Annotated in this window: 11 protein-coding genes and 1 riboswitch; of the genes, 8 read left to right on the top strand and 3 right to left on the bottom strand. The window is 50.6% G+C overall.

The window, feature by feature from the left end:
- Nucleotides 1-12: 12 nt before the first annotated feature.
- From ACZMIG_RS07210 to murI, 5 genes are all read left to right on the top strand, one after another.
- Complete coding sequence (locus tag ACZMIG_RS07210) at nucleotides 13-2,628, top strand: BamA/OMP85 family outer membrane protein (protein WP_021853546.1); 2,616 nt, start codon at nucleotides 13-15, stop codon at nucleotides 2,626-2,628.
- 115 nt (nucleotides 2,629-2,743) lie between these two features.
- Complete coding sequence (locus ACZMIG_RS07205; RefSeq protein ID WP_021853545.1) at nucleotides 2,744-3,256, top strand: OmpH/Skp family outer membrane protein; 513 nt, start codon at nucleotides 2,744-2,746, stop codon at nucleotides 3,254-3,256.
- Nucleotides 3,257-3,401: 145 nt separating this feature from the next.
- Nucleotides 3,402-3,908: an OmpH/Skp family outer membrane protein gene (locus ACZMIG_RS07200; protein WP_021853544.1), complete on the top strand. Its 507-nt coding sequence runs from the start codon at nucleotides 3,402-3,404 to the stop codon at nucleotides 3,906-3,908.
- A 68-nt stretch (nucleotides 3,909-3,976) separates the two neighbouring features.
- Nucleotides 3,977-4,489: an OmpH/Skp family outer membrane protein gene (locus ACZMIG_RS07195; protein WP_021853543.1), complete on the top strand. Its 513-nt coding sequence runs from the start codon at nucleotides 3,977-3,979 to the stop codon at nucleotides 4,487-4,489.
- A 235-nt stretch (nucleotides 4,490-4,724) separates the two neighbouring features.
- Entirely contained in the window at nucleotides 4,725-5,561 is an 837-nt protein-coding gene (gene murI / locus ACZMIG_RS07190) for a glutamate racemase (protein WP_021853542.1), read from the top strand.
- Between the two features lie 198 nt (nucleotides 5,562-5,759).
- Here murI and ACZMIG_RS07185 read toward each other — a convergent pair whose 3' ends face one another.
- From ACZMIG_RS07185 to ACZMIG_RS07175, 3 genes are all read right to left on the bottom strand, one after another.
- The gene (locus ACZMIG_RS07185; RefSeq protein ID WP_487889380.1) at nucleotides 5,760-8,075 is read right to left on the bottom strand and encodes a TonB-dependent receptor domain-containing protein; all 2,316 of its coding nucleotides are present in this window, start codon (nucleotides 8,073-8,075) and stop codon (nucleotides 5,760-5,762) included.
- Complete coding sequence (locus ACZMIG_RS07180) at nucleotides 8,072-8,425, bottom strand: hypothetical protein (protein WP_487889379.1); 354 nt, start codon at nucleotides 8,423-8,425, stop codon at nucleotides 8,072-8,074. Before ACZMIG_RS07180 ends, ACZMIG_RS07185 begins: the two co-directional genes overlap by 4 nt.
- Nucleotides 8,426-8,658: 233 nt before the next feature.
- Nucleotides 8,659-10,302: a hypothetical protein gene (locus ACZMIG_RS07175; RefSeq protein WP_487889378.1), complete on the bottom strand. Its 1,644-nt coding sequence runs from the start codon at nucleotides 10,300-10,302 to the stop codon at nucleotides 8,659-8,661.
- 588 nt (nucleotides 10,303-10,890) lie between these two features.
- A riboswitch (cobalamin riboswitch) is annotated at nucleotides 10,891-11,079 on the top strand.
- Between the two features lie 49 nt (nucleotides 11,080-11,128).
- Here ACZMIG_RS07175 and ACZMIG_RS07170 point away from each other — a divergent pair.
- The 3 genes from ACZMIG_RS07170 to ACZMIG_RS07160 are packed head-to-tail and all read left to right on the top strand — an operon-like array spanning nucleotide 11,129 to nucleotide 15,582.
- Nucleotides 11,129-13,132 carry a TonB-dependent receptor plug domain-containing protein gene (locus ACZMIG_RS07170; protein ID WP_487889377.1) on the top strand — a complete coding sequence of 668 codons (2,004 nt, stop codon included), beginning with the start codon at nucleotides 11,129-11,131 and terminating at the stop codon, nucleotides 13,130-13,132.
- A complete protein-coding gene (locus tag ACZMIG_RS07165) occupies nucleotides 13,132-14,298 on the top strand; it encodes a YncE family protein (protein ID WP_125105376.1) in 1,167 nt (388 codons plus the stop codon). Before ACZMIG_RS07170 ends, ACZMIG_RS07165 begins: the two co-directional genes overlap by 1 nt.
- Nucleotides 14,299-14,304: 6 nt before the next feature.
- The gene (locus tag ACZMIG_RS07160) at nucleotides 14,305-15,582 is read left to right on the top strand and encodes a cell surface protein (protein ID WP_487889376.1); all 1,278 of its coding nucleotides are present in this window, start codon (nucleotides 14,305-14,307) and stop codon (nucleotides 15,580-15,582) included.
- Nucleotides 15,583-15,591: the final 9 nt, after the last annotated feature.

The raw sequence follows: 15,591 nt of genomic DNA, 5'->3' as shown, positions 1-15,591 counted from the left end.
CAGACATATAAGATGAACAGAATAATAGGATGCTTGACACTGCTCGCTGCATTGCTTTTCAGCATTGGGGCTGTAGCGCAGGAAAAGATTGTTAATCCTGAAATCTCTTATGCGGGCACTCCGCGTTCCGGTGTTATCGGCGGAATCGCTGTGTCAGGCGTGGAAGGTTACGAAGATTATATGCTTACGGGTATTTCGGGCCTTACCGTCGGCCAGAAAATAGAGCTTCCGGGTCAGGAGATTACAGAGGCAGTGAAGCGCTATTGGAAGCACGGACTGTTTTCAAACGTGCAGATTGCGGCCGACTCTATTGTAGGCGACAAAATCTATCTGCACTTCTATCTGGCTCTGCGCCCGCGTGTGTCAACCATTAATTATATAGGTGTGAAGAAGTCGGAACGCGAGGACCTTGAGACAAAGCTCGGACTTCTTAAGGGCAACCAGATTACGCCTAACATGATAGACCGTGCTGAGCTGCTGGCCAAAAACTATTTCGACGACAAGGGTTATAAGAATGCTGAGATAAACATACGCCAGCGCGACGACGTAACGGCTAAGAATCAGGTGATACTTGACGTCGAGATTGACAAGAAGGAGAAGATGAAGGTGCGCCAGATTATCATTGAGGGCAACAAGAACCTGAGCGACTCTAAGATTAAGGGCGGACTGTTCACAAAGGGTGCCTTCACTAAGACACACGAGGCCGGCAAGCTGTCGACATTCCTTAAATCGAAGAAATATACCCCCGAACGATACAAGACTGATAAGCAGAACCTTATAGACAAGTATAACGAACTTGGCTATCGCGACGCCACCATCGTTGAAGACAGCGTATGGAACGTTGACGACAAGCATGTCAGCATTTATCTGAAGGTGGACGAAGGAAAGAAATATTATATAAGAAACATAACATGGGTGGGCAACACCGTGTTCTCAACTGACTATCTGAGCCGTCTGCTCGGCATGAAGAAGGGTGATGTGTATAACCAGAAATTCATGCACAAGCGACTCTCTGAAGACGACGACGCTGTGGGCAATGAGTACTGGAACAACGGTTATCTGTTCTACAATCTGCAGCCTACCGAGGTGAACATCGTGGGCGACTCTATCGACCTTGAGATGCGTATCATGGAGGGCAACCAGGCCCACATCAGCCGTGTGCGCATCAACGGTAATACCCGTGTGTATGAAAACGTTGTGCGCCGTGAGCTGAGAACAAAGCCGGGCGACCTCTTCTCGAAGGAGGCCTTGATGCGTTCAGCACGTGAAATGGCGTCTATGGGACACTTCGACCCTGAGCAGATCAATCCTGATGTAAGACCTAACTATGAAGACGGAACCGTTGACATCAATTGGGATCTTGTTCAGAAGTCTAACGACCAGGTTGAGTTTTCGCTCGGTTGGGGACAGACCGGTGTCATCGGACGTATAGGCTTGAAGCTCAACAACTTCTCAATGGCCAACCTCTTCAACAAGAATAAGGAGCACCGCGGCATATTGCCCGTCGGCGACGGTGAGGTGCTTTCTATCGGAGCGCAGACCAACGGTACGTATTATCAGTCGTACAACGCATCTTACTCAACCAACTGGTTCGGCGGAAAACGTCCTATACAGTTCACCGTCGGAGCTTACTTCTCTAAGCAGACCGACGTGTCGAGCAACTATTACAACAGCGCCTACATGAATAATTATTATAACTACCTTTACGGTTACGGAAACAGTTACAATAATTATTATGAAAACTTCTACGACCCCGACAAGTATGTCAAGCTGCTCGGTGTGTCAGTGGGATGGGGTAAGCGTCTGCGCTGGCCTGACGACTACTTCCAGTTGTCTGTCGAGCTGGCCTACCAGCGCTATATGCTGAAGAACTGGCAGTACTTTATCGTTACCAACGGTAACTGTAACAACCTTAACCTGGGCATCACCCTGTCGCGTGTATCTACCGACAACCAGCTCTTCCCGCGCCGCGGTTCAGAGTTCATGGCATCGCTCACAATCACTCCGCCTTGGTCAGCGTTCGATCATAAGGACTACAAGAACCTTGCCGTCAATCCGGAGTCGCCGACATACACAGCCGAGCAGCAGGAGAAATACCGCTGGGTTGAGTATCACAAGTGGAAGTTCCGTGCCAAGACATATACCGCACTTACCAACGGACAGAAGTGTTTCGTGCTCATGACCCGCGTAGAGTTTGGTCTGCTCGGTTCTTACAACAAGTATAAGAAATCGCCTTTCGAAACCTACTATATGGGTGGTGACGGTATGAGCGGCTACTCAACAGGCTATGCCGAAGAAACTATCGGCTTGCGCGGATACGACAACGGTAGCCTCACTCCTTACGGATATGAGGGCTATGCCTACGACCGCTTCACTCTTGAGCTTCGTTATCCGTTCCTGCTCGGCAACACCACAATCTATGGTCTTGGATTCCTTGAGGCAGGTAACGCATGGAACGACACCAAGGACTTCAACCCGTTCGACATGAAGCGTTCAGCCGGTATCGGTGTCCGCATCTTCTTGCCGATGGTAGGTCTTATGGGTATCGACTGGGCTTACGGCTTCGACAAGGTGTTCGGCACACGCGGCGGCTCACAGTTCCACTTCATCCTCGGACAGGAATTCTAATGGCTTAGATGCCGAATGTCAAGATAAAGAGAGTTAATAAATTGGCCGTCAGGACATATAGGCGTATCTGTCACGTCGGTTTTGTCAGTTTAATTTATAATAAGGAGAAGAAAGTATGAAGAAGATATTGATGATGTTTGCCATGCTGGCCGTTGCATTTACGGCCAGTGCGCAGAAGTTTGCTCTTGTTGACATGGAGTATATCCTGAAGAACATCCCTGCCTATGAGCGTGCCAACGAGCAGCTCACCCAGGTGGCCAAGAAGTGGCAGGCAGAGGTGGATGCCCTCAATACAGAGGCTCAGACCATGTACAAGAACTATCAGAACGAGGTGGTGTTCCTCTCTCAGGAGCAGAAGAAGGAGCGCCAGGAGGCCATAATGAACAAGGAGAAGGAGGCTAGCGAGCTTAAGCGCAAGTATTTCGGACCGGAGGGCGAGCTCTTCAAGAAGCGCACCAGTCTGATGACTCCGATTCAGGAGGAAATCTACAACGCGGTGAAGGACATTGCCGACCTGCGTGGATATTCGCTCATACTCGACCGTGCGTCAGACACAAGCATCATTTTCGGCTCGCCGAAGATAGACATAAGCAACGAAGTGCTGTCGAAGTTGGGCTATTCTAACTAATGTCTTGTGTTTGAACAAGATATGGCCGGCGCCTGAAATTAAAATAAAAGCGCATTTCACACTCTTTTATTTTGTAGTTCTCGCTGCTTGCATTATCTTTGCAGACAAATAATAAACATTTAAATATAAAAATTGCAATTAAGAAATGAAAAAACTAGTTTTAATGTTGTTGCTGTGCGCACCTCTGACATTGTTTGCCCAGAACGCTAAGTTCGGACATGTTGACGCACAGGCTATCATGCAGAGCCTTCCCGAATTCATCAAGGCCCGCGGCGAGCTTGAAGCTCAGTCAAAGCAGTATGAGAATGATATGAAGGCCATGCAGGACGAAATTCAGAAAAAGTCTGACGAGTATGACCGTACAAAGAGCACAATGAACGAGACAAAGCGTCAGGAGACAGAGGCTTCACTGCAGCAGCTGTTCCAGAAATATCAGCAGGCTCTGCAGGACAACCAGCAGGCTCTGCAGAAAGCTCAGCAGGAGAAGATGCAGCCTATCATGACCAAGATAATGACTGCCATAAAGAATGTAGGCAAGAACGGCGGATATGTTTACATCATGGACGTATCGGGCGGCATACCTTACATCAGCGACACTCTGAGCAAGGATGTTACGGCAGATGTGAAAGCTGAAATGAATAAACTGAAATAATTAAACACTATAACGAGCGCTGCTTTCCATCAGGGAGGCGGCGCTTTTGACTTTTTAACTATGCCTCTATGAAGAAACTTATTCTTTTTTTGTTGTTGCTCCTGCCGGCTGCCATGGCCGACGCACAGGTTAAGTTTGGTTATTTAAGCTATAGCGAGGCCATCAAGGCCATGCCCGGCTATGCCGACATGCAGAAGAGTCTGGCTGAGCTTAAGCGTCAGTATGCCAACGAGACAAAGCGCTCTGAAGAAGAGTTCAACCAGAAATATGAGGCGTTTCTTGAGGGTCAGAAAGACTTTGCGCCTTCAATTCTGAAGAAAAGACAATATGAGTTGCAGGAGCTTCTCAACAACAGCGTGTCTTTCAAGAAAGAAGCTGCCCGCCTGCTCGAGCAGGCCGAGGCCGACATGTATGCGCCTCTGAAGAAGCGTCTTAACGAAATATTGCGTCAGGTTGGCCGCGAGCGCGGATATGCCTTTATCCTCAACACCGACAACGACGCCGTGCCGTATATCGACACTACGAGCGGTGAGGACATAAGCTCGCTGGTGCGCAACATGTTTACATATTTGGAGAAATAGCAGCATGCCGGCTCAGGCCGTGCATGCCGTACAGTTATTTGTCATGCCGGCATGTCTTTGAGGTTCTGCCTTATGGCCTCAGACGTGCGTGGCTGATGTCTTTTTCAGGCCGGAGCAGTGCGCCTTGTGTGGCAGGTCCGGCCTTATTTCCACGGCTGTATGCCCGTGTGCCACCGGCTTAATTTGTCATCAGCGCATTTGCAGGCAGCCTTCAACGTATAAAATATCAGTGCTTATGCAGCTTTCAGAAAAACCAGGTCCTATAGGAGTGTTCGATTCGGGTTACGGCGGACTTACCATCCTGCATCAGATGCGCAACATTCTGCCACACTATGATTATCTTTATCTTGGCGACAACGCACGTGCGCCTTATGGAGCGCGCTCGTTCGACGTGGTTTACCAGTTTACGCGGCAGGCTGTCATGAAGCTTTTCAGCATGGGCTGTCATCTCGTAATCCTGGCCTGCAACACGGCTTCGGCCAAGGCCCTGCGCTCCATTCAGCAGAACGACCTGCCCTCTCTCGACCCTAACCGCCGTGTGCTGGGCATCATCCGTCCCACGGCTGAGTGTATAGGCAGCATCACTCAGAGCCGCCATGTGGGCATCGTTGCTACCGAGGGAACAATAAAGAGCGAGAGCTATGTGCTCGAGATAAACAAGCTATTCCCCGACATCACCGTTACGGGCGAGCCTTGCCCAATGTGGGTTCCGCTTGTGGAGAACAACGAGTACGACGGTCCGGGTGCCGACTATTTTGTAAAGAAGCGCATTGAGAACCTCATGATACGCGACCCGCAGATCGACTCAATCATCCTCGGCTGCACTCACTATCCGCTGCTGCTCAACAAGATTCTGAAGTATACGCCGCGCGGTGTCAAGATAGTTCCGCAGGGCGAGTATGTGTCCAACAGCCTAAAAGACTACTTTGTGCGCCATCCCGACATTGAGGCAAAGTGTACAAAGAACGGCTTGTGCCATTATCTCACCACGGAGAACACCGACAAGTTCCGTGAGTCGGCCCAGCTCTTCCTGCATGAGCGGGTTGACGTAGAGAACATCACGCTGGGATAAATCCGCAGGCTTGCCACATTTGCGGTTTACGTCCTTTTGATCAGTTCTTAATAACATACCGTTCAGGGCGGCATGCTGCAATGTTTTTTTGCAGCGTGCCGCCCTGAATCTTTCCCGTCTGTTTCGCCGTTGCAGCAATCTGCTCCTATGTCATCCGTCACGATTTACCCTTAAAAACACAAGGTTTCTGCCTGATATTTATAAGCGTTTTTTCTCCGTGTTGCCGGCGCCCGTGCCTCTGTATCGGTCACGTGTTACGTTGAAGTTGTACTGCAGTGTGAACATCAGGCATCGCATGTCGCTGAAATTCCTTTGGTTAAGGGTTACGGCATTGTTGTATAGAGTAAGATTCTGGCGTGAGCCGTTGAATATGTCGCGTGCCTCAAGTGTCATGCTAAGTCTGTTCTTGCAGAAATCCTTGTATAGCTTTGCATTTATGTATGAAGAATGTGCCGCATAGATATTTCTGTCATTTCCCGCAGTTGTAAACTGGCAGTCGATGTTCAGCCAGATGTCCATTGGCAGATGTATCGCATTTTGCCATTGCACAATGCCTATGGGCTTGTTCATGCTTTTGCTGTTGCCGTTGACCACAATGTCAAACCACTGCGTAAACATTCCCACATTTACACGTGGCTGCCATATCCCAAGCCTGAACTGTCCGCCCATAAATGCCTGCACGAAGTGCCTCCTGCTGAAGTTCTCATAAGTAAGGATGGTTATCTCTCCGTCGTTGCTGTATGGCCTGGTGGTATTTACAATGGGATTGTCAAAATAGGTATAGGCCACCTGTGCAAAATAGTTCCTCCACACCATTCTGTACTCCAGGTTGTGCAGTCTTGTTGGCTGTAGGCGCGGATTGCCCGACTCGTATGTCATTCTGTTAAGATATGAAACATTGGCATTCAGCGCCGAATAGCCCGGCCTTTCCACCCTGTTGCCATATGATAGCGACATCTGCAGGTCGCCCAGTCTTGTGTTGGCATTGAATGAAGGGAAGATGTTGTTATAGGTCCGGCTGAGGTTGTTTTCAGACCGAGAATGCTCAAAATAGTCATAGCTTACATGTTTATACCTCAGTCCCGCACCGATGCTTATCCGGCCTAACTGCTGCATTATCTCAACAAAGCAGGCTATATTGCTTTCCTTTATCGTTGAATGACTGCTGTTGAGGTTGGCATATTCAGTATTTAAGCGGTTGTCTGTGCTGGATCTTGTATATTCCTCGCCCAATGTCAAGACACCTTTCCCTATAGGATAACTTAATGCCAGTTTTTCGGCAGCCATGCTGGTCTTGCGTTTGCTGTATGTCGTTATGTAGCGGTCTTCCTGCATCAGACTTGTCTCTTCATTGGTGGTGTGCTGCGTTCCTCTGTTCCAGATGTAATCGGCATTGAAGTCGATGCTTAGTTTGTTTATCTGCCCGTTGTAATAAATGTTCGCCGCATGCCTTGGAGTGTTCTCCGACATGTCGTCGGCATCAGTGCTCCAACTGTCGTAAAACGTTCCGTTTTCAGACACATCGCTTTCAAGAAACGACCTTATTTCATTCTTTGCATATTCGTTCTGATAAAAGGCTCCTATGTAATGGCCGCTGCTGATTGTCCATGAAAAGCCCAATTTGCCTGAAAAGCCGTTATAATGCCTGGTGTTGGCTGTGGAGAGCTGCTGTTTCCATTCCGATTTTGTAACAGTAGCCATGTCTGTAAACTTCTTTTCCCTGCTTCTGCCCGTATCGTATGTCAAGGTGGAGAATACTTCAAAACCACCTGCACGGTATTTAAGGTTCATCATGTTGCCACTTTGAAAGTAATGTCTGAATCCGTATTCCGACCTGAACGTGCCGCTCCATCCGTCGCCCTGTGGCTTTTTCGTGCTGATGCGTATAACGGCCTTTGCATCTGCCGCATAAGATGAGCCTGGATTGCTTATCACCTCCACATTCCGGATATTGCCGGACAATAGTGTTGATAATTCCTGCAAGTCGTTGATCTTACGTCCGTTGATATAAACGGCAGGCGTCCCCTTGCCAAATATTTCCAGATTGCCGTTGGTTTCAACAACCATTGGAATCTGTCTGAGCACATCTTTTGCCGTTCCTGCCTTGGCCAGGATGCTGTTCTCCACATTCGTTACCAGAGCGTTTCCCTTCAGATAAGTTTTAGAGGCATTGCCTTTTATCACCACATTCTCCAGCATGGTGTTGGCTGAGGCCGTCATCATGATGTCGCCCAGTTCGCCGTCAGGAGTGATGTCGACATATCTTGAGTCGAAACCCACGTATGACAGCCTTAGCCTTAATCCCTGCGCTGCGTCGTATGACAGACAGAAACAGCCGTTGCCGTCGGTAATAACTCCGTCGACAAATGCAGAATCATGAAGAAGTACCACATTTACAAATTCCATAGGTACCCCGTCAGTATCGGTAACACGGCCTTTTATGTCCTTGCCGGATAATGAGGATAAGGCAAGGCCTGCTGCCACAATCAATGTGAAACGTTTCCTTATGTTCATTGCTTCTCAATCTCCTTCCATTCAATTATTCTGTCTTTATCTCCGTTGCATACCACATGGGCTGTATGCATTTCTTTTACGCCATTCTCTGAAACCACACAGTAAGTTACGTTGCAGGCGAAACGCAGCTCGCCGTTTTCCTTATAGTCTTTACATAAGAATCTGCTGCTGAGTTCTACCTTCTCTCCCTTGGCTAGTGTGGCCTGCACATGGCTTACTACCGCCTCTTCAAAACTTCTGTTGGTCCTGTTGCCGTGTCCGGGCAGATGCAGTTGTCCGGCTGATGCAAGCACAATAAGCATGATGACCAACAGGCTGCCTGCTGTTTTTACAAATCTGCTTTTTCTCATTATGGTTCTTCTCCGTTTTGTTGATATTATGGTTTTTCGTCAGAGGCCGGGCGTCATGACAATATGACCCATGCGCCCTTTATGGATTTAAGCTTCTGACGATGCAAAGTTACGGCGAAGAAGAACCTTACAACGACTAAACAGGCAAATAAAAAGTCTTAATAAGAAAAGCGTAACCTGCTGAATATCAGTGGTTACGCTTTTTGTAAATCTAAATGTCGCCCTGCCGCGTCTTAATCGGCCTTAATGCCGTTGATGTAGGATACGATGTCCTGTCCTTCGGCAGCCCCGGTCTTCTTTCTGATGGAAGTCTTGCGGACATAAATCGTGGCATCCGACTGCTGTGTTACTACGCCAATCTCTTTTGTTGAGAAGCCGGCACACAACAGGCAGGCAATCTGTATCTCCTTTTCCGTAAGCACATTGCCGTATCGTTCCGTAAGCCTGTTGTGGAAGTTGTCATAAAGACGGTCAATTACAAGATAAAGATCAGGCCACACAAGCAGGCTGTCTGTCAGAATCTTGCCCTCACTGATGCCGGCTATGCGTTTCAGAAGAGCCTGATTATGGTTGGTCGGGGTGCTTGCCACCATGCGTATTATTCCAAGTTGCTGCAAAAGTATTTTCTTGAAGAAGGCGTCGTCTTCACTCTTCTGCTGCTTTTCTTCAGGTGTTTCTTCCGCCGGAGTCTGCGTCTCTTTCAGCATCCTTTTCAGCGTGTCTATGCTGTTTTCGGCTTCTGCCAGCCGGCTTAGTCGGTTTCTGTAATATATCCATCCGCCAGCCACGCCCAGCAGAAACAACAGTACGGCTGCCGCCAGCATCCATCCCATACGCTGTCTGTCAAGTCTCAGCTCATGGTTTGCCCACTGCAGGCGCTCCTTCGCTTCCTGCCGTCTTGCCAGGGTGCTCTCCTTGGCATGCATGTCGGCAGTTATCGAGTCGCAATACCTGGATAAGCCAACATAAGATACGGGCTTTCCGTCCCCGTAGTCTAACAGGCAGCGCTCCAGTTCTATCACCATTCTGCGCGAAATGTCGTCAAAGCCTTTTGCCTCAAGTCTCGCTTCGCTCTCTATGGCCTTTTCGTCGCAGATGCGTGCAGAGTCAGGCATGTGCAGATTGATATAGTTTCCTGCCATGGCCATCTGAATGGCCGACAGGCCTGCCATCTGCGGCATCATTCGGCTTATCTCGCGGTAAACGTTGTTAGATTGGCGATACTTTCCGTTGTTTGCCAGATAGTCGGCATAGTTGCGCAGAAACTCACACGCCATGGCCGTGTCGCCGTTCTCCGTGGCCATCCTTACGCTTTGGCTGTAAAAGTGTTCCGACCGAGGGTCTCCCGCTAACGAAAGGTTCAGTCCTATCTTATAGTTCAATATTGCTTTGTCACGTTTCGTCGGATTAAGTTCCAGCGCCCTTTTCATCACCTCGGCAGCCTTGCTGTATTCCCGCTGAAGCTCAAGCAGCCTTGCCTGTTCGGCCATCAGCTTAACCCGTTTTGTTGAATCCTTAATCTTGCCAATCCCTTTGTTTAGGACGTTTATGGCTTCAGCCCTCTTGCCTTTCCAGTTCAGGTACGATGCCTCCAGAAGATAGCTGTCTGTTTGCTTGTCGGCCTCTTCGCGATAGTGCATGATGGCCTCCGGCAGCTGTTCGTCCTCAGCCAGAGACATCCCCATTATCTGATGGGCCATAGCCCGGTTCCATACCAGGTGCAGCTGCTCTTCCCTGTTCAGTCCGCCGGCATTTTCTATAGAGTCCAGTATGGCCAATGCCCTCTCCGGTGCTGTCTTCAGCATATTGTCGCTTAGCTCCAGCGCCTTCCTTCCGGGTGAACTGCATGACGCAAGCAGCACCGCAACCAGCATCATTATATATATTGCCTTTTTATGCATAAATAGCTTATTTCATGTTTGTTGTCATGCAAAGATAAGGATTTTAAGGCAAATCCAAATCAAAATACTTTGTTGTTTTCGTTCGCCGTTACACACGCCTGTGTCAGTCTTTGTCGCATAGATGTTTCCGGGGGAGGAATGCATCACAGATAAACAATGTCTGGGCAATCCGTTTAAGGTTAATGTGCGTGGGGTTTTTGCGGTAAGGCAGACCGCTTTTTATACGCCTTTGTAATGTATTGATATTCAGTATGTTGCAAAAGGTGGTCTTTTAGCTCCTGAAAGACCATCTTTTGCAGCCTAAAAGGATACCTTTTACATCGCAAAACGTGGCCTTTTACATTCATGCTGCTTTCGCCATGCCTTTTCTTTGGCGTCAGCAGACCTTTAGTTCTGTTGCTTTCCGCCTTTCTGTCCCTGTGTCTTGGTCCATGTTCCGGCAGTGGTTCTTGTGCCTTGTGCCGATGTACTGTGCCGTCATGTCTGTCAACTCGCTGTTTATATGCCGATATGTTAAATTTAAAACATTTATGTAAAAACATGGTGCCGTTAATATAAAAACACTTAACTTTGCCCACGCAACGGTTCGCCGTATGGCGATTAAAAGGGAACCGGGTGAGAATCCCGGACAGACCCGCTGCTGTAATCCGCCCTTATATCGGGGTGCGAACAATGAAGCCACTGACATTTTTTCGGGAAGGCGTTCGCATCCGGGCGGTAAGTCAGAAGACCTGCCTTGCTGTTTTTAATAACCTTCCGCAGCCTCGTGGATTAGGCTTCAGGAGAGCATTCTTAATTTTTTATGAAACAAAGATTAGCCATTATGTTCTTGTGCATGGCTGTCTTTACGGGCTATGCGCAAAAGCATGTGAGCCGTCTCGACAGTGTGCAGAGACTTAACGAAGTGGTAGTGCTGGGCAACAGCCAGCGCAGTGTCATTCCGTCGCAGCAGCTTAAGGGCGAAGAACTGCAGCGGCTCAACAGCCTGAGTGTGGCCGACGCGCTCAGGTTCTTTGCCGGCGTGCAGCTGAAAGATTACGGCGGAGTGGGCGGCATCAAGACCGTCAACATAAGAAGCATGGGCACCAACCACGTGGGAGTGTTCTACGACGGCATACAGCTGTCTAACGCGCAGAACGGACAGGTGGACCTCGGCATGTTCTCGCTCGACAACATGCAGGCCATATCGCTCTACAACGGACAGAAGAGTCAGATATTCCAGTCAGCAAAAGACTTCAACTCGGCCGGCTCCATATACATGTGGACGCGCCGCCCCGTGTTTGCCGACAGCACCAGTTATCATCTCAAAGCCACGCTGAAGACAGGTTCGTTCGACCTTGTCAACCCCGCCCTGCTCATAGAGCTGCGCCTTTCCGACAAGGTGTCGGCGTCGTTCAGCGGCGAGTGGCTCAGCAGCAGCGGCAAGTATAAGTTCCGCTACCGCCGCAAGGCCGTCATGACCGACGAGATAATGTACGACACCACCGCCGTAAGACAGAACGGCGACGTGCGCGCCACGCGCATGGAGGGCGCGCTCTTCGGCACCATCAGCGGCGGCGAGTGGATGCTCAAGGCATACAACTACACCTCGGAGCGCGGCGTGCCGGGGGCCATTGTCAACAATGTTTGGCGCCGCGGCGAGCGCATCTGGGACAACAACTCCTTCGTGCAAGGCTCAATACAGAAAGATTTCGGCAGCCGTTATCACACCCGTCTGATGGCAAAGTATGCCTATTATCTCACCAAATACGTCAACAAGGACACCACCGTGATGATGATAGACAACGTTTACCGGCAGAAGGAGCTGTATCTGTCGTCGTCACACCTGTATAACATCACCAACTTCTGGGACGTTTCGGCTGCCTACGACGTGCAGTGGAACACGATGGATGCCGACATGTACGGCTTCGTTTATCCCACCCGCTGGCACCATTTCCTCTCGGCAGCCACCGCCATTACCCTCGGCCGCGTCAAGATGCAGGGCAGCCTTGTGCTCAACTACGTTCACGACCGCACCCGTCTGGCCAAGTCGGCAGGCGACAAGACCGTGCTTACTCCCGCCTTCTTCCTGTCGTGGGCGCCCTTCGGCAGCTCCGATTTTACGATCCGCGCCTTTGCCAAGCGCAGTTTCCGCATGCCGACGTTCAACGACCTTTATTATGCCGACATGGGCAACTCGCAGCTGCGGCCCGAATACACCACCCAATACAACATCGGTTTTGCCTACGACAGTCGCCGCAGCCGCGGCTTCCTGACCGAATGGAGCCTTCATGCCGATGCTTACCGCAACTTCGTCCGCGACAAGATTGTGGCCTATCCCAAGGGCGCGCAGTTCCGCTGGACCATGCTCAATCTTGGCCGTGTGCGCATCACCGGCATCGACCTGACCGGCTCGCTCACGCTCAATCCGCTGCGCGACCTCTACATCACCGGCAAACTTCAGTACACCTATCAGGAAGCAATCGACGTAACTAGTCCGGCCGACACCTACTATCGCGACCAGATACCCTACATACCATGGCACAGTGGCTCGGCCATCGTTCAGGCAACATGGCGCTCATGGAGCCTTAACTACAGCTTCATCTACACCGGCGAGCGCTACAATCAGCAGGAAAACATCGTGTATAACCACACGCAGCCGTGGTACACGAGCGACATCTCCATTGCGCGCAGCTTCCGCTGGAGCCGCTATTCGGCCAAGGTTCAGCTCGAAGTGAACAATCTCTTCAGTCAGGACTACGACGTGATACTCAATTATCCCATGCCCAAGCGCAACTATCGTCTTACCCTAAGTTTTGAATTATGATGCACAACATACATTTTCTGTATATCCTCCTGCTCTCGGCTGTCCTTCTGTCGTCATGCCGCGAAGATGAGGTCGTGGTGCCTACGGAGTACGACATACTGCCCGTAACCGTGCCCGAAGGCAGCGATGTCGTAGGCATGTACCTGCTCAACGAGGGCAACATGGGCAGCAACAAGTGCACGCTCGACTATCTCGACTTCGTGCAGGGCTACTATGTGCGCAACCTCTACGCCGAGCGCAATCCCCATGTCATAAAGGAACTTGGCGACGTCGGCAACGACATACGTGTCTACGGCTCAAAACTCTACGTCGTGGTCAACTGCTCCAACAAGATGGAAGTGCTCGACGCACGCACCGGGGTGCGCATATCTCAGGTGGACATACCCAACTGCCGCTACGTAAACTTCTACCGCGGTCACGCCTACGTCAGCTCCTATGTCGGCCCCGTTCAGCTCAACAATCCTAACGCTGTTAAGGGTGCGGTTTACAAGGTGGACACGCTCACGCTCAAGGTGGTGGACAAATGCACCGTGGGCTACCAGCCCGAAGAGCTCGAAGTGCTTGGCGAATACCTCTATGTGGCCAACTCCGGCGGCTACATGGCGCCCAACTACGACAACACTGTGTCGGTGATAGAGTTTGAAGGGTTCAGGCAGATGCAGAAGATACCCGTCGGAATCAACCTCCACCGCATCAGGGCCGACCGCCACGGACGGCTTTGGGTTACGTCGCGAGGCGACTATGAGACCATAAGTTCTAATCTCTACGTGCTCCAGAAGAAGAGCGGACGCAACGAGATGGAAGTAACCGACACGCTCAACATTCCCTGCTCGAACTTCTGCATCAGCGGCGACTCGCTCTATTACTACAGCACCGAGTGGAACAACTACACCCAGCAGAACACCATAACCTACGGAATAATAAACACGGAGACGATGAAGCGCGTGAGCGACTCGTTCATAACCGACGGCACGCAGGCCGACATCACCATTCCGTATGGTATCAGCATACACCCCGACACAGGCGACATATACATCACCGACGCCAAAAACTACGTGTCGAGCGGCGTGCTTCACTGCTATTCGAAAGACGGAAAACACAAGTGGAGCGTGCGCACGGGCGACATACCTGCCCATATGTGCTTCATAAAAGGTTCTTCAAAATAATTCATTATGAACAGAATAAAACATCATATAGTGCGCCTTTCGGTCATGTCTGCCGTTGTTGTGGCGGCTGTGTTGCCGTGTTCGTGCGAACGCGACGCCGAGAATGTCAGTTCAGGACTTGACGACTATTACTACATCGAGCGCATGAAGAAGCTCAGACTTGCCCCTGCCTACACCGGCGACTCTTACCGCTGGACCGTCAGGACGGCATCGGGCGCCGACTCGCTCCTTTCCACCGAGCGCGAGTATATCTTCCTCGCGCAGCACGAAGGTGAGTATGTGATTACCTTCGAGCTTGACGACGGCGGGCGAGGATACAAGCACACCTTCCCCGTTACTGTGCTTCATGAGGAGGTGGAGTACAGCCCTTATACGGCAAGCGTGTATGAATATTGCCCCGCTCCGGGCCAGTTTGTCAACACGATGCCTATCTATGAGCCTGGCGACGACACTGAAACAATGAGGCAGAAAGCCGAGGACGACCTAGTGAACGACGTGATGATAACCCTCGGAGCCTATGGAGGCTACGTTACGTTTGCCTTCGACCACACCGTGGTGAACGTGCCGGGCGAGAAAGACTTCTACATAAAAGGCAATTCGTTCTACTCAGACATACCCGGATATGCCGAGCAGCGGGGCGGCAACTGCGAGCCGGGCATAGTGATGGTGGCGTTCGACCGCAACATGAACGGACGCCCTGACGACGACGAATGGTATGAGCTTGCCGGCAGCGAATATAACAACAGCGCCACGATAAAGAACTACGGCATAACCTACAGCCGTCCGGTGGAGCACGATCCTGTGCCCGACATATCGGGAACGCTCACCGACACGCTCTACATACCATGGAAAGACAACCGCGGAAACAGCGGACATATATATAAGAACATGTACCATACGCAGAGCTATTATCCCGAATGGATAGATGCCGACGAGCTTACGTTCAGCGGAACGCGCCTGCCCGACAACGGCAAGGACGTGAGCGGATGGGGCTCTTACTATGTTCTCTACTCATATCCGTGGGGCTATGCTGACAACCATCCCAACGACTCTATCGGCCTAAACAGCTTCGACATAGGCTGGGCTGTGGACAGTCAGGGAAACAAAGTCAGTCTGCCGGGCGCCGACTTCATACGTGTCTACACCGGCGTAAACCAGTATTGCGGATGGGTGGGCGAGACCTCTACCGAGATTTCGCGTGCGCAAGACCTGCACGTGCAGGCCGACATGCAGCCCAATGCGGTTCCCCTGACCATAAGACGAGCAAAACAGACAAATAAATAACAAACATGT

The sequence above is a fragment of the Xylanibacter sp. genome, assembly GCF_057607445.1.
The sequence above is the reverse complement of the archived record's forward strand: the minus strand, read 5'-3'. Positions and strand labels throughout refer to the sequence as shown.